Raw genomic sequence first — 19792 nt, 5'->3', positions numbered from 1 at the left:
GAAGTGCTCCTACTGATCGGGTTCCTGTACGCCCGGCGTGGGGGCCGGGGCGCAGGCACCACCCTGGGAGCGGGGGCGGTACGGGACAATCCGTAGCCGCATCCGTAGCGCTACCTATTCGGGACCGGGCCCGGCGTCGAGGGCGCGCAGGGGCGTGCGTACCTCCGTGCGCGAGGCCACGTTCAGCTTCCGCAGCACCTTCGCGACGTGCTGTTCGACCGTGCGCGGCGACAGGAACAGCAGCTCGGCGATCTCCCGGTTGGTGCGGCCCGCCGCGACGAGGCCGGCCACGTCCGCCTCGCGCGGCGAGAGCGAGCCGCCGTAGCCGCGGGGGCCGCGCGCCGGGCCGGGTGCCAGCCCGCTCCCCCGCAGGGACCGGCGGCAGCGGGCGGCGTCGCGAATGGCTCCGAGTTCCTCGAACTCCGCTGCCAGCGCGACGAGTTCCCCGCCCTCCCCCGGTACGCAGGCGAGGGCGGCTGCGGTGGCCCGGGCCGCCGTGTAGGGCCGGCGCAGCGCCGTGAGGGAGGCGGCCGCGCTCCGGTAGCAGGACGCCGCCTCCTCGGGGCGTCCCGCCGCGCGCGCCAGCTGGCCCCGGCACAGCGGCAGCGCCGCCGCGGCCAGCGGCAGGTCCCGTCCGGCGACCGCCTCGGCGAAGGCGTCCGCGAGGCCGCGGGCGTCCCGGATGCGGTCGGCCCGTACGTACGCGCCGATGGCGGCCGGGGCGAGGTCGGCGGCCCAGCCCCAGAGGCCGGTGCGCCGGATCCGGGCCAGGCTCCGGTCGGCCTCCGCGCAGGCCGCGGCCGCGTCGCCGCGGGCCAGGTGGATGCGTACCGTCGCGGCGGCGGCCGTCGCCAGTACGGGGGTGGCCGCGTTGGCGGGGTCGGCCAGGCCGGCGGCGTCCAGGTGCGCGCGGGCCTCGTCCCATTCGGCGTGGACGGCGCTCAGCAGCCCGAGTACGAGCCGGGCCTCCGACTCGATTCCGGAGGCGCCCTGGGCGGCGTCCCGTACGTGCTGGGCCCGCTCCGCGAGGCCCTCCCAGCGGCCCTGGCTCCACTCCAGCCGCAGCACGGTGGCGTCGATGATGCCCCGGAGGAACGGTGCGCCGCAGGCGGCGGCGATCCGGCCGCCCTCGCCGTGGAACCGCTCGGCGACGTCGTCCTTGCCGAGCCAGGCGGCGCTGTCGGCGAGGTTGCCGCACATCCGGGCCAGTTCGAGGCGCCCCGCGCGGTCGGCGGCGCCCGCGCCGAGCAGTCCCTCGGCCTCGCGGCTGACGGCGGGATCGCCGCCGCTCATGCGCAGCACCAGGTGGTTGCCCCGTACGGCGAGGCGCAGGGCCTCGTCTCCGTGCACGGCGGCCAGCGCCTCGGCGCGGTCCATCCAGTCCTGGTACACGGCGTACGACTCGTCGCCCCAGGTGGGCATGGCGAGCCCGGCCATGCCGCGCGCGGCCCTGGCGGGCCGTTCGCGCAGTTCGGCGACGGCGCGGGCGGTGTCGGTGCGGCCCTGCCGGTGGTCGCCTCCCTGGTTGTTCAGCAGCAGCCCGAGGTTGAGCCGGATGTCCCCGCGGACGGCGTCGGGGAGTCCGCCCTCGTCCACGACCCGGCGCAGGAGGCGGGCGGTGCGCCGGTGGGAGAGGCCGATGACGGCGGCCCGGCTGAGCCGCAGTGCGAGCCGGGCGCAGTCCTCGGCGGGCAGGCCCGGGTCGTCGAGGAGCCCTTCCAGGAGTTCCACGGCCAGGGCCGTGTCGCCGATCTCCCGCGCGTGCTCGGCGGCCTCCTCGGCGTACTTCCGCCAGCGCTCCGGCGCACCGGCCTGCCGGGCGTGGTAAGCGAGCCGGACCAGGGGCGGCACCGGCGCGGCGGCGAACACGTCGACGGCGCGCACGTGCAGGCGCCTGCGTTCCGGCCCCAGCAGCATGGCGTACACCGCCTGCTGGGCGAGTCCGTGGCGGAATCCGTAGCGGTCCCGCCCCCAGTCGTGCAGGACCCCGGCCCGCAGCGCCTCGGCCAGGGCGTCGGCGGCGGCCTCCTCGCCGATTCCGGCGACGGCCGCGATCAGCTCCTCGCCCGCGGGGTCGCGCAGCACCGCGGCGGCCCGTACGACGGCCAGCGCACCGGGGCCGAGGGCGGCGGTGCGGTCGGCCATGGCCTCCTGGAGCAGCGCGGGCACGGCGGCCGGCGCGCCGGGCCCGCGGACGAACTCCTCCAGCACGAAGGGGATTCCGGCGGTCCGCGCGTGCAGGTGGGCGGCGAGCCCGGCGGACACGGGCTCGCCGGTGAGGGCGGCGGCCAGGGTGCGCACCTCGTCCGCGTCGAGCGCCCCCAGCCGCATCATCAGGGAGGCGCTGCCGGGCGGGGGCCGGTAGGCGCGGCCGAGCGGGAGCCCGGGGGCGGACAGGTCCTCGCGCCGGTAGGTGAGGACGACGGCCAGTCCGGCGGGCGGGTCCTCGATCAGGAACCGGATGAGGTCCCGGGTGCCGTCGTCGGCCCAGTGGAGGTCCTCGACGACCAGGACGGCGGGACACACCGCGGCGAGGAGCGCGCCGACGGCCCGGAACAGCCGGTGGGTGGCGGCGGCGTGGTCGTGGAGCGGCTCGCAGGAGGGCGGCAGCCCGTGCAGGAGCTCGGGGAGGTAGGGGCGCAGGGCGCCGCAGACCGGGCTGAGCCCGGTGGGCACGTCGTCGGCGAGGGTCCTGAGGACGTCGAACAGCGGACCGTACGGGAAGGGTTCGCGCAGCGGCGGGCAGGCTCCGGCGAGGACGCGCGGCCCGTCACCGGACAGGCGCGCCAGCGCTTCCCGGACGAGGCGGGTCTTGCCGATCCCGGCCTCGCCCTCGACGAGCACGACGGCCGGCCGGCGACCGAGGGCGCCGAGCAGCATCCCCAGCTCGGCATCCCGTCCGACCAGCGTGGATGTGCCCGCCCCTGCGTCCATGCGGCCGGAGTCTACGCAGGCCGGCGGATGCGGGGTAGGTCCGCCGCCGGGCTCCCGGAGGTGGTGCGGCGCCGCCGGCCGGGGCGGGGATCGGCGTGCGCCCCGGGGGGCCTGTGGGCGGGCCCCCCGGGGTGCCCGATGCCGGGGAGGTGTCCCGCCGAGGGGAGTTCGAGGTGGCGGACGCCGTACGGTGAGGTGGCGGACGCCGTGCGGTGAGGTGGCGGACGCCGTACGGTGAGGTGGCGGACGCCGTGCGGTGCGGCCGCTACCGGACTCTGGCCGAAACGCGGGTCCCCCGTCCGCCGGTCGCGCACCGTGGAGTGCGGCCGGGCCACCGTCGGACCGCACACGGCGAACGTCGTGCGTACGGGCCGTCGGGGCCGCTCCGGGGATCCGCAGCGCGACGCACGCCCGGGCGTCCACCGGGCACTTCGGCCCTCGCACTGGCCGGATCGCGCCGGTCCTCCGGGGGTCCACGAACGGCTGCCCGTACGGCTGTTGCCCTCGCCGGGTACGGTTCCGGCATGGACGTTTCCGCATCGAGTTCGACCGCCGACCCCACGCCGACGACACCTGCGGTGATCAAGGACACCGCACGTCACCACCTGGTGAAACGGGGCGCCGGAGGCCTGTCCCTGGACGCCGTGGCGCGTGACAGCGGTCTTGCCGCCGCAGACGTCGAAGCCCTGTTCCCGCACCGGGACGACCTGTTGACGGCTCTGGTCATCGACGCCTACAACGCGTCCGGCTCGGCCATGGAGCGCGCCGACGCGGCCGCCGTGGACGCGGGTGCGTCGGCGGGCGCCCGCCTCCTCGCGGTCACCCGCGCCCTGCGGACGTGGTCCTTCGAGCACCCCGCCGAGTTCACCCTGATCTACGGCTCGCCCGTGCCGGGCTACCACGCCCCTCACGACACGGTCCCGCCCGCCTCCCGCACGCCCGCGGTGCTCGGCGGCATCGTGCGCGCGGCCCTGGAGGGCGGTGAACTCACCCCGCCCCGGCGGGCGGTGCCCGGTCCCCCGCTGCTCCTGCCGGCGGCCGTGGAGCTCTTCGGCGGCACGCCCGGGGCCCCCTTCTCGGACATCATCGAGCGCGGCATCGTCCTGTGGAGCAACCTGATCGGCCTCCTGGTGTTCCAGGTCTTCAGCCGTACCCACGACAGCGTCAGGGACGAGGCCGCGTTCTTCGACTACGCGATCGCCGTCGCCGCCGAGAGCATCGGACTCGAGGTCCCCCCGGGCGACTCCACCGACTGACCCCGGACCGTCCGCCGCATCGCGGCACGTGCAGAAATCCAGGACGTGAACACCACCAGAACCCTCTGCTTCGTCATAGCGGCGCTCTCGTCGTACGTCGCGCTCGCCTACCGCCTCTCCCAGGCACGGCGCGGCTGGCGGGACAGTGCCTACCGCGCGCTGATCGCCACGCTGCTGCTGCAGTGCCTCACCTTCACGATGGGCGCCGTCGCGATGGGCGGCGAGAGCTTCCTGGGTGTCGGGAACCTCGCCATCCTCGTCATGCACCTGGCGGCGGTCGCGTTCTGCGTCAGCGCGCAGGTCATCCTGCTGCGCTGGGCCGCCGCGGACGAGGTGGCCGTGCGCAGGACGCGCTACTGGGTGGTCACCGGCATCACCCTCGACGTGCTCCTGACGGCGCTGTTCTTCCTCGCCGACGGCCCCGGCCTGCCCGCCTCGGAGTTCGACGGCACGAGCCGGCCGCTGACCCTCACCTACCTCCTGGTCTTCATCGTGTCCCAGGCGGTTCCCTGCGTCACCATCTTCCGCCAGTGCGGCCCGTACGCCCGGATGACCGACAACGCCTCGCTGCGCCAGGCGCTGCGGATGCTCTCCGTCGCCGCGGTGATCCTCTTCCTCTACTGCACGGCCAGGACGGTCAACATCCTCACGGCGGCGGCCGGTGTCGACATCGGCGCCTGGAAGGTCGCCGCCTCCGTCTTCAGCGCGTCGGGGATCGTCCTGCTCTCGCTCAGCCTGACCATGCCGTCGTGGGCCCCGGCGGCCGGCCGGCTCCTGGGCTGGGCCCGCACGTACCGCTCGTACCGGGCGCTCTACCCGCTGTGGCGGGACCTGTACGAGTCCTCTCCGGACATCGCCCTGGAGCCGCCGGGCGCCTCGGTGTCGGACCTGGACTACCGGCTCCACCGGCGGATCGTCGAGATACGGGACGGCTGGCGGGACCTGCGCCCGTACATCGACCGCACGGCCGAGGGTGGTGGAACCGGCCAGATGGGCGCGACCGGTGCGCCCGGCAGGGAGCCGAGCGAGGAGGCGCGGCAGGCGTTCACGGAAGCGGCCCAGATCAAGCGGGCCCTGATCGCGAAGCGGACCGGCACCGTCCCGCACGACAGCAAGGACGCCGGCGACTTCAACGACCGCGATACGGACAATTTCACCGCAGAAGTCGCCTGGCTCACCCAAGTGGCGGCTGCCTACAGTAAGCTCCACAGCGCGAGTTGAGAGCTCCCGCCCGGTTTGCATCCCCCGTCAAACCGGGCGGGTTCCCCGTTCCCCCCGCTTGCGCGGGGCGGAACGAGGGTCTCCCGCCCGGACTGGTCCGGCCCATCCCCCGAGGGCCGGGCCAGTCCGTTTTTCACCGCCCGCCAACTTGGCAACCCCCGTGAGTCAAGTTAGCTGGCAGCTATCGGCGAGACCCAACGTTGACGGAGTCACGGTCAATTGTCAACTGACCGCTAATCTGTGAAACTGGCGCATAGCCAAGGGCTATGCCGAGGAGGTGACGGGAGGAAGATTCACCATGACCGAGACCGAGAGTGACGACCGGCCCCTGCTCGCAGTGCGCCTCGACGACCTGTTCAAGACGGTTCGCCCCAAGGGCAAGCACTGGACCAATGCCGAGGTGGCGGAGGAACTGAAGCGGGCCAACCCCGAACTCAAGGTCGGGGGCGTGTATCTGTCGCAGTTGAGGACGGGGAAGCGGGCCAATCCCTCTCCCGACCTCCTGGCCGCCCTGGCACGCTTCTTCGGCGTTTCGGTCGCGTACTTCTTCGACGACAAGGTCGCCGAGTCGGTGCTCAGCGAGCTCGCCGCCATCGAGGCGCTGCGCCAGTCCGGCGTCCGGGCCGTGGCGATGCGGGCAGCGGGGATGAAGAAGGAGAACCTCCAGGCCATCACGGCCATCATGGACCAGTACCGGCAGATGCAGGGCCTTCCCCCCGTCACCGACTCCTCGGCCTCCTCGTGAGGGGCGCCTGGAAGGAGCGGTCGGCAGGGCAGGACCGCCGCAGCCAGCTCAAGAAGCTCCGGAAGGCCGGCGCCCGACGGCTCGCCGACCTCGGACTCCCCGAGGTGGCCGACGTGGCCGAACTGTGCCGCCACCTCGGCGAGGTGCGCGACCGTCCGATCACGCTGGTCCCGATGCAGATGCCCTCGTCGCATCCGTGCGGCATGTGGGTCGCCGCACGCGACGAGGACCTCATCTTCTACGACGCCAACACGACCGGCGCGCATCAGGAGCACATCATCTTGCACGAGCTCGGGCACATCATCTGCTGCCACCGGGGCGCGGGCGGGCTCGACGAAGCCGCTTCCCGCCTCCTCTTCCCCAACCTCGACCCCGAGCTCGTGCGCGACATGCTGCTGCGCGCGACGTACGACGACGTCCAGGAGCAGGAGGCCGAGATCATCGCCTACCTCCTCTCCCAGCGGATGGGCAACGCCGAGCGGCATGCCGAGCCCCCGGCGGCGTCCGAGGCGGGCGGGGCCGGCGATCCGGGGAAGACGGCCATGCTCAGCCGGATCGAACGCACCCTGATCTGAGATGACCCGACCGTTACCCGGTGGCCGCCACCTCCTCGGCCAGGATCGACACGGCCCGGCGGATGTCGGCCTCGGCGTGCTCGCTCGTCACGAAGAAGCGGAGCCTCGACTGCCCCTCCTCCACGGCGGGGTGGAAGATGGGATCGGCGATCACACCCCGGTCGAAGAGCCGGCCCGCGACCCGCAGGGTCCGCGCCGAGTCGCCGAGGATGCACGGCACGATGGGCGTGTCCGCGCTGGAGCCCGTCGACAGTCCCGCCGCGGTGGCCAGGCCGAGGAACAGCGCGGAGTTGCGCCGCAGCGCCCGGACCCGGTGCGGTTCCCCGGCGATCAGCTCGGTGGCGGCGAGCGCCGCCGCGGCGTTGGCCGGGGTGAGGCCGACGCTGTAGACGAACCCCGGGAGGGTGTGCCGCAGCCAGCGCACCATGCGCGCCGAGCCGCCGAGGTAACCGCCGCAGCTGGCGAAGGACTTGGAGAGCGTTCCCATCCACAGGTCCACGTCGGACCGGTCCACGCCGAAGAACTCTCCTACGCCCCGGCCGCGTTCCCCGACGGTGCCGATGCTGTGCGCCTCGTCCACCATCAGCAGGGCGCCGTGGCGCTTCTTGATGTCGATCACGGCGGGCAGGTCGACGAGGTCCCCGTCCATGCTGTACGCGCCCTCCACGGCGATCAGCACCCGGCGGAACCGGGTCCGGTTGATCCGCAGCAGGTGTTCGAGCCGTTCGGTGTCGTTGTGGCCGAACGGACGCCGTGCCGCCCCGGACAGGGCGCAGCCCTGCAGGATGCTGTCGTGGGCGAGCGCGTCGTGCAGCACGAGGTCCCCCGGGCCGACCAGGTGGCCGATCGCGGTGACGTTGGTGGCATGGCCGCTCACCAGCGTCAGGCAGTCCCCGACGCCGAGGAATTCGGCCAGGGCCCGTTCCAGCCGTACCGTCAGGTCGCGTTCGCCGGAGAGCACCCGGCTCGCGGAGACCGAGGAACCGTACCGGTCCACGGCCCGGTGCACGGCCTCGGTGACCGCCGGATGGCCGGAGAGCCCGAGGTAGTTGTAGCTCCCGAAGGACAGGTAGGGGCGTCCGCCGATCACCGTCGTGTCGCGGATGGTCCCCTCGTGGACGCGGAAGTACGGGAACTCCTCCCCGCTGCCGGAGATCGCACCCAGCCGCTCCTCGAAGCGGGCCACTTCGGGGAAGGCGTCGACGGTCGCCGTCTCGTCGCCCCACGGTGGCAGGACGTCGGCGGGGCGCGGTCCGGCGGGAGCCACCGGTCCGATGTGGTCCGGGTCGGCCAGTGTGATCAGCCGGCCGACGGTGAGCCCGGGCGAGAACAGCTCGTCGGTCCGGAAGTCCGGTATCCGCTTGCCGATGCCGGCTTCCAGCTCCAGCAGCATCAGGGAGTCGAAGCCGAGATCGGTCACGAGCGTCATGCGCTCGCTCAGGTCGGAGAGCGGGAAGACCCCGGTCCGGGAGACTTCTTCGAGCACGACGGACGCGGCGGGTACGGCGGCCGCGACGGGTTCGACGGACGCCGCCGGTTCGACGGACGCTACGGGTTCGGCGGACACCGCCGGTTCGACGGACGCGACGGGTTCGGCGGCCGCGACGGTGGCCGGCGCGGCGGGCGCCCCTGCGGGCCGCGCCTCGGCGGGGCCGTGCGCCTCCATCCGCTCGGGCCGGTCCACCGGGGCGCCCCCGCCGGCCTCCGCCGTCTCGCGCGCCGTCTCGTCCACCACCCAGTGGCGGCGCGGGGCGAGGGGACTCGGCGGCAGGGTGTACGGGGGCCGGCGCTCCGTGTCCGGGCGCAGGCCCGCGCCGGTGACGGCGCGCACCGCGAGCCGGGTCGGGTCGGCGAAACGTTCCTCCTGCTGCGGCGCCCCCGGCGCCGGTGCGACGGCCCCCGCTGCCAGGGCCTCCGCGGCGGCGGCCTCCGGCGCGAGGGCTTCCGGTGCGGCGGCCTGCGCCGGTGCGTCCGGGCGTACCGTGCCGACCGCCAGCCCCGGCCCGAGTTCGCCGGTGCGGCCCGCCGTCAGGGCCTTCGCCGCCGCGGAGAGCCCGGCCACGGCGGCGTCGGCGTCCTGCGCGACGAGGGCGAGGCGCTCCGCGAAGGGCGCCCGCCGGGCCAGGGTGTCCGCCACTCCGGCCGGAGACAGCCCGTCGTCGGCGATGGCCCGCGCCAGGTCCCGCGCGTACCGGGCCAGCCCGTTGCGGTCCCGGGCGCTGAGGACCAGCAGCTGCGGCCCGGCGGGATCCGCCGGACGCTCCGGGGCCCGGCGCCCCGCAGCGGCGGCTTCCTCCACCACCAGGTGGACACCGGTACCGCCGAAGCCGAAGGAGCTCACTCCCGCCCGGCGCGGCAGGCCGTCCGGCGGCCACGGGGTCGGCGTCGTGGGGACGGTCAGCCGCGCGGCGTCCAGCCCGGACCGGTCGGCCGGGTCGTACTCGGGCTGCGGGGGTATCACCCCGCGCTGCACGGCCAGGACGGACTTGATGAGCCCGGCCATTCCGGCGGCGTTGAGCGAGTGCCCGACCACCGCCTTGACCGCGCCGAGGTGGGCCGGTGCGGCATGGTCCCCGCGCAGTTCGCGCAGGACCGCGAGCTCCACGGGGTCGCCGACCGATGTCCCGGTGCCGTGGGCCTCCAGGTAGCCCACCGCACCCGGAGCCAGGTCCGCATCCCGGTAGGCGCGGCGCAGGGCGCGGAGCTGTCCGGCCGGCCGGGGGTGCATTCCGCCCTGGACGGTCCCGTCGTTGGCCGTTCCCACGCCCCGGATCACCGCATAGACCCGGTCGCCGGCCGCCCGGGCGTCGGCCAGGGGGCGCAGGACCAGCACTCCGGCGCCCTCGCCGAGGACGAACCCGTCGGCCTGCGCGCCGAACGGCAGGCAGCTGCCGCTGCGCGAGACGGCGCCGATCCGGCACAGTCCGATCAACAGATCGGGAGTGAGTACGAGTTGGGCGCCGCCGGCGAGCGCGATGCGCGAGCGGCCCGCGCGCAGCGCGTGCACGGCGTTGGCCACCGCCATCAGGCCGCCGGAGCACGCGGAGTCCAGGGCGTAGCTCTCACCGTGCAGGTCGAAGACCGAACTGATGGTGTTGGGTCCCATGTTGAGCAGGAGTCCGGCCACGGACGTGCCGTGCAGTCCGTCGACGGCGCGGACCGCGTCCGACAGCAGGGGGTCGGCCACCCGCGCGCCGAACTCGCCGCCGGCCAGTTGGCGCACGCGGATCGGCAGGGTGCTGAGCTCGCGGTAGCCGCTCTCGGTGAGCGCGGTGATGACCGAGGTCTCCTCGCGGTCGAAGCCCTCGGTCTCCCACCCGGTGTCCTGGATCGCCTCGCGCGCCAGGTCGATCAGCAGCCGGTGCTGTGGATCCATGGCCCTGGCCCGGCGGGGCGGGATGCCGTAGTGCGCCGCGTCGAACAGGTCGACCTCGGGCAGCAGCGCCATGGTGTCCGTGTAGGCGGACGCGGTGTCCCGGAGGCTGTCGCCGAGGAACGTGCCGGTGCGCCACCGCGTGTCCGGGATGCGGGAGAACTGGGCCCGCGGGGCCGTGAGCAGCCGCCAGAACTCGTTCACGTCCCGCGCCCCCGGGAACCGGCACGCCATTCCCACGACGGCGATGTCGTTCCGCCGCGCTCCCTCCCGGTCCGCGGCGGGACCGCTCCCCGTGAGCGGGGTCATCCGCCGGCCTGCCGCTCGCGCCACCAGTCCACCGTCGCCTCGACCTGCTCGTCGACGGGAGTGGGCCGCACCGCGAAGGCACCCTCGTACGCGCTCGAATCCACGACGAAGGGCCGGTCGAACTGGTAGCGGACCTCCTTCAGTTCGCGGATCAGCGGCGAGACGAGCGCTGCCGCGGCCACGAGGGCGGACGGGAGCCGGCGCACGGCGACCGGCCCCGTTCCCGCCACGCCGGCGAGCCGGTCGACCATGCTCCGTACCGACTGCGCGGGGGCCGTCGGCACGTGCCAGGGCCGCCCCCAGGCCCGCTCGTCGCCCGCGACCCCGGCCAGGGCAGCGGCCACGTCGGGGAGGTAGGTCCAGCTGTGCGGTGCGTCCGGGTCGCCCAGGGTGGAGACCGGCTTTCCGCGCAGGAGGCGGGGCAGCACCCGACCGGCCAGGTGGCCGCCGTCGGTCACGCCGGGGCCGAAGAAGTCCGAGGCCCGTACCTCGACGGCCCTGATCCTGCCCTGCTCGTGCTGCGTCCGCGCCTGCTCCCACACCGCGGCCCGCACCTTCCCCTTGGGGCCGGTCGCCGCGAGCGGCAGGTCCTCGGTCAGGGGCCCGTCCACCGGTCCGTAGCCGTAGAGGTTCCCGAGCAGGACCAGTACGGCCCCGGTCGCCTCGGCCGCCGCACAGAGCGATGAGGCCAGCGGGGGCCAGCCCACGGCCCAGCGCTGGTAGGGCGGCGCCGCGCAGCTGTGGATCGCCACGGCCCCGCGCGCGGCCTCGGTCAGCCGCGCGCTGTCGGTCGCGTCCAGCGCGACGTGCTCGATCCCCGGTTCCGGACTCCGGCCGGAGGTGGTGACGACCCGTACGACGTGACCCTGCTCGGCGAGCAGCCGGGCAGTGGCGGCCCCCGCGGGCCCGAAACCTACAACGATATGAATGCTCACGCCCGCACACTAGCGCGAACGGCTGACATCGAAGGGAGCCCGGATCACCACTGGTTGAGGCCTAGTGGCCCATACCGCACAAGGCCCGACCATCGAAATCAGGCCGCTCCGCGAACCGTTGCCAACCGCAACGGCCGCTCCCCCGCGACCCGGCCGTCGAAGGATCCGAGCGGCCTGCGGACCCGGACGGCGCCCCCAGGGGGTCGCGACGTCTCGAACACCGGCCACATCAAGCCACGTTCGCAGGCTCCGGCGACCCCCTGCGGGGCCGTGCGGCCCTGGTCGGAGGCTCCGGTGGCGGGTGGCTGGGTAGGCTCGCGAACGGGAGGGAGGCCGATTCGTCCCCTTCTCTTCGGAGTTCTTCAACCCATGCGAGGACCGACTTGATAACCAGCCTGATGCGGCGCGCCCGGGGCGCTCTTGCCGTCACCATCGTCACCAGCGCCCTGTTCGTGGCCGCGGTACCCGCGCAGGCCGCCGCCGCGCCGCCCCTGACCGCCGCCGGCGCGATCCTGATCGACGGCTCGTCCGGGACCGAGCTCACGTCCAAGTCCCCTGACACGCCACGCCAGATGGCGAGTACGACGAAGATCATGACCGCCGCGGTGGTGACCACCCTGCCGGGCCTGGACCTGGAGCGGAAGGTCACCGTCGAGCAGGAGTACCTGGACTACGTCTACCGGGAGGGCGCCAGCTCGGCCAACCTGAAGGCGGGTGCCACGCCCACGGTCCGTCAGCTCCTGTACGCGATGATGCTGCCCTCGGGCTGTGACGCGGCGTACGCGCTGGCCGACACCTTCGGCGCCGGCGCGACCACGGCGGCCCGGACGGCGGACTTCATCGCGCAGATGAACGCCAAGGCGCAGGCGCTGGGGATGACGAACACCGTCTACGACACATTTGACGGGATCTCGCCGACCGGCAACAACCTGACGACGCCGCGCGACCTCGCGGCGCTCACCCGGCACGCGATGGCCGACCCCCTGTTCCAGACCCTCGTGAAGACCACCTCGTACAGCAGCGGCGGGACCTCCACCAGCGCCACGTGGAGCAACAGCAACCTGCTGGTGCAGCCGCGTCCCACCGGATACGGCTACCCGGGCGCGGTCGGCGTCAAGACCGGCACCGGCACGGCCGCCGGCAAGTGTCTGGTGTTCTCGGTGACGCGCGGCGGCAAGACCGTCATCGGCGTCCTGCTGAACGACGAGGAGCGCTACGTGGACTCGATGGCGCTCACCGACTGGGCGCTCGGCCCGGCGGCCGGCTCCCGGACCGCTCTCCAGCGCGGCAACACCGAGCCCATCCCGGACGTCCTCGACTGACCCGGCCGCACGAGGTGACGGGGCCCGCCCGCAGAGGGGGGAGGCGGGGCCCGTCCGCCGGTCCGCCGGTCCGCCCGTCAGCAGGACCGGTAGCGGTAGCCGCCCGAGCCGGCGGCGGAGACGTCCAGGTCGCGCTGGACGATGGAGAGCTTCGCGCCCCAGGCGGAGCAGGCGCGGCCGTAGCCGGAGGACTCGTACTCGATGACGTACACGCGGTTCGCGTACGCCTGCGCGAAGTCCCCGCACTCCTCGTACTGGCCGCACTCCTCGGCCACCGCGAAGTCGAAGCCGATCTTCGTCCGGTCGGGGAGCATCTCGGCGGTGTTCTTCTGGCCGATGGCCAGACCCTCGGTGTGCGCGCGGTCGGCCAGGAGCTTGGCGAAGGCGACGTTGTTCGCCTTGGTCAGGCGGCCCTTGGAGCGGCTGAAGGAGTCGAGGTTGTCGGGTTCGACGGCCTGGTAGCCGCTGCGGGCGCAGCCGGCGACCCAGTCGCCGACGACCTTCGCGAGGCGGGTGCGCTTGTCGGCCGTGGACGTGTCGAGGAGGGCCTCGCCCCAGTCCTCGTCGATGACGGGCTTCTTCGCGCCGTCGCGCAGCACCAGGTCGGGGTGGTTCTTCTGCCACCAGCCGAGGGAGTCGGGCTGAGCCTGGAAGGCGTTGACGTAGCAGATGTTGTACAGGCCCGGGGCGGGCTTCGCGGAGCGGTCCCGGGAGACGACCCGTACGCCCTTGGGCGGCGTGTACGCCCCGCCGATCTGGTAGTCGAAGGCGGCGTTCGGCGTGGGGAGCCGCGGGGTGGCGCTCTGGCCGGCGGACGCCTGGAAGAGCGTCAGGCCCGCTCCGAGGACGGCGGCCACGCCGACGGCGCCGGCGGCGAGGGTGCGCCCACGGCGCAGGAAGGGCGTTGCGGAGTGCTTCGGCACACGATCTCCAGTGCGAGGTGCGTTCTAGTGTTCGCATCCTGCGTGAGGGATCGTGAGGAATTCATGAGGCGGGCTGTTTCCGGGGTCCGGCGCGCCGCCCCCGGGCACGCCGCGCCGCCCCCGGCCCCAGGGCGAGGCGGAACACCGCGCCCCCGCCCGGCCGCGTGTCCGCGGTGAGGCCGCCGCCGTGGGCGGCGGCGATCTCCGCCACCAGGGACAGGCCGATCCCCGAACCGCCGCCCGGCGAGCGGAACCGCGAGGTCAGCTCCGGCAGGTCCGCGGCCGCCACGCCGGGCCCCCGGTCGGCGACGGCCACGACGGCGCCTCGGACGGTGACGTGCACGTGGGCGCGGCCCGCGGGGTCGCCCGGGGTGCGGCCGTGCCGCAGGGCGTTGTCGAGCAGGTTGCGCACGGCGATCCGCACGAGGGCCGGGTCCGCGGTGACCACCGAGGGCTCCAGCGAAGCGGTGAGGGTGTGCGCTCCGGCGGCCGGCTCCTCGCAGACCTGCTCGACCAGCTGGTCCAGGCGCAGCGGCACCGGGCGCAGGGTGTCGGAGGCTCCCTGGAGGCGGCCCCGGGTGAGGACGTTGTCGACGACGTCGGTGAGCCGCTCGGTGGCGCGCCGGATGCGCGGCAGGTGCGGGTCCAGGCCGCGCGGGTCCAGGCCCGCGACGTCCACCGAGCTGCGCATGACGGCCACCGGCGTCCGCAGCTCGTGCGCGGTGTCCGCGAGCATCCGCTCCTGCGCCTCCATCGCCTGCCAGGCCGGGCGCAGGCTCCTGCCGGAGAGCAGGTGTCCGGTCACCGCGGCCAGAGCGGTCAGCAGTCCCGACCCGGTCAGGACGGACGTGACGAGGCGCGTGTGTTCGGCCACGCGGTGCGCGGGGTCGCCCACGACCACGACCGCGCCCTCCACGGCCTGCGACTCGTCGTGGTAGAAGGGGCGGCCCAGCAGGTAGGCGGGCTCGCCGCGCGCGTCGGACACCTCCTCGCGCACGGTGTCGTCGCGCTCCATGGCCGAGCGGGCCAGTGCGGTCAGCCGGGCCTCGGCGACGGGCACGGCGGGACCGGACGAGGTGAAGATCCGTCGGAGCGTCCCGTCCGGGGCGGTGCGCAGCACCGTGACCTGGGGGCGGCCCCGGGTGGCCTCGTCGTCGTAGAGGCCGTCGAGCTGGATTCCGGCGTCCGTGTAGTAGATGAGCGAGGTGCTGACCGCGGCCCGCCGGCCCATCTCGTCGTACTCGGCGGCGCGCCAGGAGCGTTCGTCGGTGCGGATCACCATCCAGGACAGCGCGCTCACCCCGGCCAGGGTGACGAGGGCGTAGGCCAGGGTCAGCCGGAACTGGAGCCGCCGCAGCCGGCGCCGGGCCGGCGAGCGGTGGCCGTCCTTGCGGGCGCGCCGGCTGCGGGCGGGCCCGTCCGGGGCCGCGGGCGTCACGGGTGGTCCCGGTCCGCGGAGCCGAGGAGGAAGCCGTGGCCCCGTACGGTGTGGATCAGCGCGGGCGGTCCGAGTTTGCGGCGCAGCCCGGCCATGACGGCGTCGACGACGTTGGAGACGGGGTCGGCCATCTCGTCCCAGCAGTGCTCGACCAGTGCGGTGCGGGTGACCACCGTCTCGCGATGGACGAGCAGCCGGCGCAGGACGGCGTACTCCTTGTGCGTGAGGGTGAGCAGGATGCCGCCCCGGCGCACCTCGCGGCGCGCCTCGTCCATCTCGACGTCCGCATGGGCCAGGTGTACGGGCAGCCGGTGGGCCGCCCGGCGGGCGAGGCTGCCGACCCGCACCACGAGTTCCTCCATGGCGAAGGGCTTGGCGAGGTAGTCGTCGGCGCCGGAGCGGAAGCCGTCGACCCGGTCGGGCAGGGCGTGGAGGGCCGTGAGGCAGAGCACGGGGTCGGACCAGCCGGCGCGGCGGCGGCTCTCCAGGGCGTACAGGGAGTCTCCGGACGGGAGCATCCGGTCGAGGACGACGCAGTCGTAGGCGGCGAGGTCGAGCAGGAGCGCGGCATCCGGCCAGTCGCCGACGACGTCCACCGCGTATCCGGCGGACTTCAGCCCCGCCGCCACGAGGTCCCTGAGGTCCGGTTCGTCCTCAACGAGGAGTACGCGCATGTGCTGATCGCCCTTGATGTCGCGTCGACTGCGGAGCAGGCGGAGGAGTCACGCCGCGCCGCCACGCGGGAGGGGGCGCGGCCGGAAACACATACTAAGCAGGCCGGAGAGGAAAGGTTTCTTCTCGGCGAGGGGAATGGAAGGTAAAGTTCCGTTTTCTTCCGGCAGTGCCGGACCCGCCCGATGCGCGCGCATCGCCCGCACCGGGACGGCACGGGCGATGCGGCAGGTCGCGCGCGATGCGGGACGGCCGGAACCGCCCGGGTGGCAGGCCGGGGCGACCGGGTGGCAGACCGGGGCGACCGGCCGCCGGCCGGCTACGCGTACGGGTCGAAGGGGATGCCCGCCGGCTTGGCCTTCGCCAGGTGGGACGCGAAGGACCCGTCCTTGAGGCCGAAGTGCGCGCTGCCGAAATCGGCCTGGACCAGCTGGTCCCGCAGGTTCGCGGGGTAGCCCGACCACCCGACGAGCGCCGGGAACTGCCAGGCCCGACGGTGGTTCTCGGGCGGCTCGTCGTTGGCGCCCGCCGCACGGAAGCAGTGCGTGCCGACGCCGTCCTTGTGATAAACGATCTTGGGGTGCGTTCCGTCCCAGCGGATCTGGTCGCGCGCGTGGAGGTTGAAGTCGCCGTGGGCGGAGGTCGCGACGTACTTCGCCTCGTTGCCCTGGATCCACACGACGACGTGTTCCCAGTCGTGGCGGTGGCCGCCGAGGCTGATGCCGGGAATGGCCTGGTCCTTCTCGAAGTACAGCCCGTAGATCACGGCGCACCAGCCGTTGTTGCAGGTCCAGCGGGAGTATCCGTTGGTGTTCTCGAGGTCGGACGCGTCCCTGCAGTTTCCGTTGAGGGCGCCGGTGGGCTTGAGGCCGGGGTTGAGGACTCCCCCGGGCCCGATGGCGGGCGTCGGGTAGCACCCGTCGGTGTCGTAGTCGAAGGCCGGCTGGAAGGTCAGCTCGATCGCCTCGGCCCGGGAGGGAAGCGCCGGGGGCGGGGCCGCGAAGGCCACCTGCGGGACGGCGACGACCAGCGCGAGGGCGGCGCCGACGACGGCCAACGATCTCCGGACAGGGCGGTTCGTCCACACAACAGGCCTCCTGGGCGGTCCAGTTCGAGCACGACGAGCGCATCGCGGTCACCGGAGACCGGCGACCGGCGCGCCCGGAGCATCATTCGCGAACCGGAGCGGCACAGCAAGGGCCCGAGCGACCCCACTTCGGTGAGTGCACGCCCGAACAGGCTTGAGGCAGACCATATTTGACGATCCGTCACTCAACGGGGGCGGGACCTCACCTCGTGGACGACGACCACGGCACCCGCGGGACGGACGGATGGCCGCACGCACCCCCGTCGGCGACCATACGGAAACGGATCGCGTCACACCGCCACCGGAGGCGGAAGCGCGGCAAGCGGCACACCTCACACCGGAGCGCTCCGCGGCGCGGAAGGCGCACGCGGAGGGGGCCGTCGTGCGGACGGCGTCAGAGAGTGTTCATCAGGATGATGGCCAGGAGGTTCAGGAGGATGACGGCGACGACGACGCCGACCGCGAGCCAGGCCCTGCGTGATTCGTCCATGCCTGCGGTCACCTCCCGCTCGTCCGCGCCCTCGGGCACGGTCCGGCGGCCGCCCGGGAGGCAGCGCCGGTCTCCCGCCATGATGACCCGGTTCCGCCCGGGCCACAGATCGGGGAGGCCGGGCGCCGCGGCAGCGGGACGCCGAGCGCCTGCCACCAGGGGCGTACGGGGCGAGGTCAGGCGGAGTGGCCGCCGGCGGCGAGACCCGCGGCAGCCGCGAACAGGCGCGCGCAGCGCTGCGTCATGGCCGCCGGCGTCTGCTCCGGGTGCTTCACCCACCAGCGGACGAGGGTGGCGACCATGTCCCGCCAGACATATGTGAGCGCGTCGGCGTCCAGGGGGTCGGTGGATCCGGTCGCGCGCAGCAGTTCGGCGGTGCCGCCGGCGGCGAGGCGGTCGATGGCCGACCAGTAGTCCGCGGCCCGGCGCGCGGCCTCGCCGCCGGGCGGCAGGGTGGTGTCGTACAGCACGAACCACGCCTCACGCTGCCCCTCCAGGGCGGTGAAGATGCTGTGGAGCACGCGCAGCGGGGTGTGCACCGTGGTTCCGTCCGGCCCCATCGCGGCGCGGATGGTGTCCAGGAGCCGGTCGCCGACGGGGATGAGGCAGGCGAGGTACAGGTCCTCCTTGGTGCCGACGTACTGGTGCAGCAGCGTCTTGGTGACGCCGACGCGCGCGGCGATGGCGGGGAGCGACGCGGCCGCGTAGCCGCGGGTGCCGAACTCCGCCGTGGCGGCGTCGAGCATCTGCTGTCGGCGGTGCTCCCGCGGGACTCCCTTGGTGCCGGCTTTGGAAGGAGGGGTTGCCATGGGCGGATATTATCAGTAGGTAATTTACCCCTAGGTAAATTACTGCGACCCCTGGAGCGCTCCATGGCCGGAACCACGACGCAGCCCCCGTCCCGCACCCGCTCGTGGTGGGGCTGGGGCTGGGCGGACGCGCATCCCGACGACGCCGAGTGCCGCGCGATGGGCGCCCTGCTGCCCGGCACCCTCGCCCGTCCGCTCCCCGTGCCCCGCGTCCGTGACCTGGGCATCGGCGCCCCGGCCGTCGAACCGCCGCAGAGCCTCGCCCACCTGGTCACCGCCGATCCCGGCGACCGCGCCGCGCACGCCATGGGCAAGGCGTACCGCGACGTCATGCGCGCCCTGCGCGGGCGGCCCGGCCGCATACCCGACCTCGTCGCCCGCCCGGTGGACGAGCGGGGCGTGGCCGACCTGCTGGACTGGGCCGGTGACCGGCAGGTCGCGGTCGTCCCGTACGGCGGGGGGTCCTCGGTCACCGGCGGCGTGGAGTACCGGGGTGACGCCCACCGCGCGGTGGTGTCCCTCGACCTGACCGCCATGGGCCGCGTCCTGGAGGTCGACGCCGAGGGCCGGGCCGCGCGCATCCAGGCGGGCACGCTCGGGCCGAGCCTGGAGGACCAGCTGCGGCCGCACGGCCTCACCCTGCGGCACTTCCCGCAGAGTTTCGAGTTCTCCACCCTGGGGGGCTGGCTCGCCACGCGCGCGGGCGGTCACTACGCCACCGGCCGCACGCACATCGACGACTTCGTACAGTCGCTGCGCGTCGTCACCCCGGCCGGTACGAGCAGCTCCTGGCGGCTGCCCGCCTCCGGGGCCGGCCCCTCCCCGGACCGCCTGTTCCTGGGTTCCGAAGGCGCCCTCGGCGTGATCACCGAGGCCTGGGTCCGGCTGCAGGAACGTCCCCGCCACAAGGCGTCGGCCGCCGTCGCCTTCACCGGTTTCCACGACGCGCTCCGGGCCGTGCGGGCCCTCGCGCAGTCCGACCTCTCCCCCGCCAACTGCCGCCTGCTGGACGCGGGCGAGGCGGCGCTGGCGGGGGCGTCGCGGGACGGATCCGCCGTACTGGTCCTGGGGTTCGAGTCGGCCGACGAACCGGTGGACGCCCGGCTCGAACGGGCCGTCGGCCTGGCCCGCTCGTACGGCGGCCGCCACGACGGGGGCGCCGGCGGGGCGGGCGGGGAGGACGCGGCCGGCGACTCCGCGGTGGGCGCCTGGCGCTCGGCCTTCCTGCGGATGCCCTACCTCCGCGACGGCCTGGCCCGGATGGGAGCCGTCGCGGAGACCTTCGAGACGGCCGCCACCTGGGACCGGATCCCCGGCCTGATCGACGCGGTGCGCACGGAGGTCGGCGAGGCGGCGCGCAAGGCCACCGGGCACCCGGCGACGGTCAACTGCCGCCTGACGCACGTCTATCCGGACGGCGCGGCACCCTACTTCACCGTCCTGGCCGCGGGCCGCGCCGGCGACGAGGTCGCCCTCTGGGACGACCTGAAGGCCGTCGCGGGCGACGTCCTGCACCGGCACCGGGCCACCGTCACCCACCACCACGCCGTCGGCCGGGACCACCGACCGCAGTACGACCGCCAGCGCCCCGACCCCTTCGCCCTCGCACTGCGGGCCGCGAAGGGGGCGCTCGATCCGCGGGGCATCCTCAACCCGGGTGTGCTCGTGGGCTGACCGCGGGGGCGGGCGGGCCCCCGGCCCAC

14 protein-coding genes are annotated in these 19792 nt (G+C 74.2%); 6 read left to right on the top strand and 8 right to left on the bottom strand.

Features of this window, described 5'->3' with window-relative positions:
* Positions 1-114: 114 nt before the first annotated feature.
* Positions 115-2934, bottom strand: coding sequence for an ATP-binding protein (locus ACZ6S8_RS32370; protein WP_469461004.1), 2820 nt, complete (start codon positions 2932-2934; stop codon positions 115-117).
* A 524-nt stretch (positions 2935-3458) separates the two neighbouring features.
* On the opposite strand from ACZ6S8_RS32370, the gene ACZ6S8_RS32365 reads away from it, so the two are divergent.
* From ACZ6S8_RS32365 to ACZ6S8_RS32350, 4 genes are all read left to right on the top strand, one after another.
* A complete protein-coding gene (locus tag ACZ6S8_RS32365) occupies positions 3459-4190 on the top strand; it encodes a TetR-like C-terminal domain-containing protein (protein ID WP_469461003.1) in 732 nt (243 codons plus the stop codon).
* A gap of 45 nt (positions 4191-4235) precedes the next feature.
* On the top strand, positions 4236-5411 hold the full coding sequence (locus ACZ6S8_RS32360; RefSeq protein WP_469461002.1) for an MAB_1171c family putative transporter: 1176 nt from the start codon (positions 4236-4238) through the stop codon (positions 5409-5411).
* Between the two features lie 298 nt (positions 5412-5709).
* Positions 5710-6156 carry a helix-turn-helix domain-containing protein gene (locus tag ACZ6S8_RS32355; RefSeq protein WP_469461001.1) on the top strand — a complete coding sequence of 149 codons (447 nt, stop codon included), beginning with the start codon at positions 5710-5712 and terminating at the stop codon, positions 6154-6156.
* The gene (locus ACZ6S8_RS32350; protein ID WP_469461000.1) at positions 6153-6731 is read left to right on the top strand and encodes a toxin; all 579 of its coding nucleotides are present in this window, start codon (positions 6153-6155) and stop codon (positions 6729-6731) included. The genes ACZ6S8_RS32355 and ACZ6S8_RS32350 overlap by 4 nt, the downstream gene beginning before the upstream one ends.
* Positions 6732-6744: 13 nt before the next feature.
* On the opposite strand, the gene ACZ6S8_RS32345 is transcribed toward ACZ6S8_RS32350, so the two are convergent.
* Together ACZ6S8_RS32345 and ACZ6S8_RS32340 are read right to left on the bottom strand one after the other, a co-directional pair.
* Complete coding sequence (locus ACZ6S8_RS32345; RefSeq protein WP_469460999.1) at positions 6745-10413, bottom strand: aminotransferase class I/II-fold pyridoxal phosphate-dependent enzyme; 3669 nt, start codon at positions 10411-10413, stop codon at positions 6745-6747.
* The gene (locus tag ACZ6S8_RS32340) at positions 10410-11348 is read right to left on the bottom strand and encodes an NAD-dependent epimerase/dehydratase family protein (RefSeq protein ID WP_469460998.1); all 939 of its coding nucleotides are present in this window, start codon (positions 11346-11348) and stop codon (positions 10410-10412) included. The genes ACZ6S8_RS32345 and ACZ6S8_RS32340 overlap by 4 nt, the downstream gene beginning before the upstream one ends.
* Before the next feature lie 398 nt (positions 11349-11746).
* On the opposite strand from ACZ6S8_RS32340, the gene ACZ6S8_RS32335 reads away from it, so the two are divergent.
* Positions 11747-12670, top strand: coding sequence for a D-alanyl-D-alanine carboxypeptidase family protein (locus ACZ6S8_RS32335; RefSeq protein WP_469461041.1), 924 nt, complete (start codon positions 11747-11749; stop codon positions 12668-12670).
* 77 nt (positions 12671-12747) lie between these two features.
* Here ACZ6S8_RS32335 and ACZ6S8_RS32330 read toward each other — a convergent pair whose 3' ends face one another.
* The 5 genes from ACZ6S8_RS32330 to ACZ6S8_RS32310 form a co-directional block, all read right to left on the bottom strand.
* Positions 12748-13593: an endo alpha-1,4 polygalactosaminidase gene (locus ACZ6S8_RS32330; RefSeq protein ID WP_469460997.1), complete on the bottom strand. Its 846-nt coding sequence runs from the start codon at positions 13591-13593 to the stop codon at positions 12748-12750.
* 61 nt (positions 13594-13654) lie between these two features.
* Positions 13655-15031 carry a sensor histidine kinase gene (locus tag ACZ6S8_RS32325; RefSeq protein WP_469460996.1) on the bottom strand — a complete coding sequence of 459 codons (1377 nt, stop codon included), beginning with the start codon at positions 15029-15031 and terminating at the stop codon, positions 13655-13657.
* Positions 15028-15705, bottom strand: coding sequence for a response regulator transcription factor (locus tag ACZ6S8_RS32320; RefSeq protein WP_469460994.1), 678 nt, complete (start codon positions 15703-15705; stop codon positions 15028-15030). The genes ACZ6S8_RS32325 and ACZ6S8_RS32320 overlap by 4 nt, the downstream gene beginning before the upstream one ends.
* A gap of 317 nt (positions 15706-16022) precedes the next feature.
* A complete protein-coding gene (locus ACZ6S8_RS32315) occupies positions 16023-16760 on the bottom strand; it encodes an NPP1 family protein (RefSeq protein WP_469460993.1) in 738 nt (245 codons plus the stop codon).
* Between the two features lie 696 nt (positions 16761-17456).
* A complete protein-coding gene (locus ACZ6S8_RS32310) occupies positions 17457-18089 on the bottom strand; it encodes a TetR/AcrR family transcriptional regulator (RefSeq protein ID WP_469460992.1) in 633 nt (210 codons plus the stop codon).
* A 63-nt stretch (positions 18090-18152) separates the two neighbouring features.
* On the opposite strand from ACZ6S8_RS32310, the gene ACZ6S8_RS32305 reads away from it, so the two are divergent.
* Positions 18153-19763: an FAD-binding oxidoreductase gene (locus tag ACZ6S8_RS32305; protein WP_469460991.1), complete on the top strand. Its 1611-nt coding sequence runs from the start codon at positions 18153-18155 to the stop codon at positions 19761-19763.
* The last annotated feature ends 29 nt before the right edge of the window (positions 19764-19792 follow it).

The sequence above is a fragment of the Streptomyces sp. NPDC048461 genome (assembly GCF_055587105.1).
Note: the sequence above shows the minus strand (reverse complement) of the source record. Positions and strands in the feature narration are given on the sequence as shown.

What these genes read in the sequence shown, in the direction of transcription:
- ACZ6S8_RS32355 (WP_469461001.1), top strand. Translation starts at nt 5,710, where the DNA reads ATGACCGAGACCGAGAGTGACGACCGGCCCCTGCTCGCAGTGCGCCTC.
- ACZ6S8_RS32370 (WP_469461004.1), bottom strand. Translation starts at nt 2,934, where the DNA reads ATGGACGCAGGGGCGGGCACATCCACGCTGGTCGGACGGGATGCCGAG.
- ACZ6S8_RS32335 (WP_469461041.1), top strand. Translation starts at nt 11,747, where the DNA reads ATGCGGCGCGCCCGGGGCGCTCTTGCCGTCACCATCGTCACCAGCGCC.
- ACZ6S8_RS32320 (WP_469460994.1), bottom strand. Translation starts at nt 15,705, where the DNA reads ATGCGCGTACTCCTCGTTGAGGACGAACCGGACCTCAGGGACCTCGTG.
- ACZ6S8_RS32305 (WP_469460991.1), top strand. Translation starts at nt 18,153, where the DNA reads ATGGCCGGAACCACGACGCAGCCCCCGTCCCGCACCCGCTCGTGGTGG.
- ACZ6S8_RS32365 (WP_469461003.1), top strand. Translation starts at nt 3,459, where the DNA reads ATGGACGTTTCCGCATCGAGTTCGACCGCCGACCCCACGCCGACGACA.
- ACZ6S8_RS32345 (WP_469460999.1), bottom strand. Translation starts at nt 10,413, where the DNA reads ATGACCCCGCTCACGGGGAGCGGTCCCGCCGCGGACCGGGAGGGAGCG.
- ACZ6S8_RS32310 (WP_469460992.1), bottom strand. Translation starts at nt 18,089, where the DNA reads ATGGCAACCCCTCCTTCCAAAGCCGGCACCAAGGGAGTCCCGCGGGAG.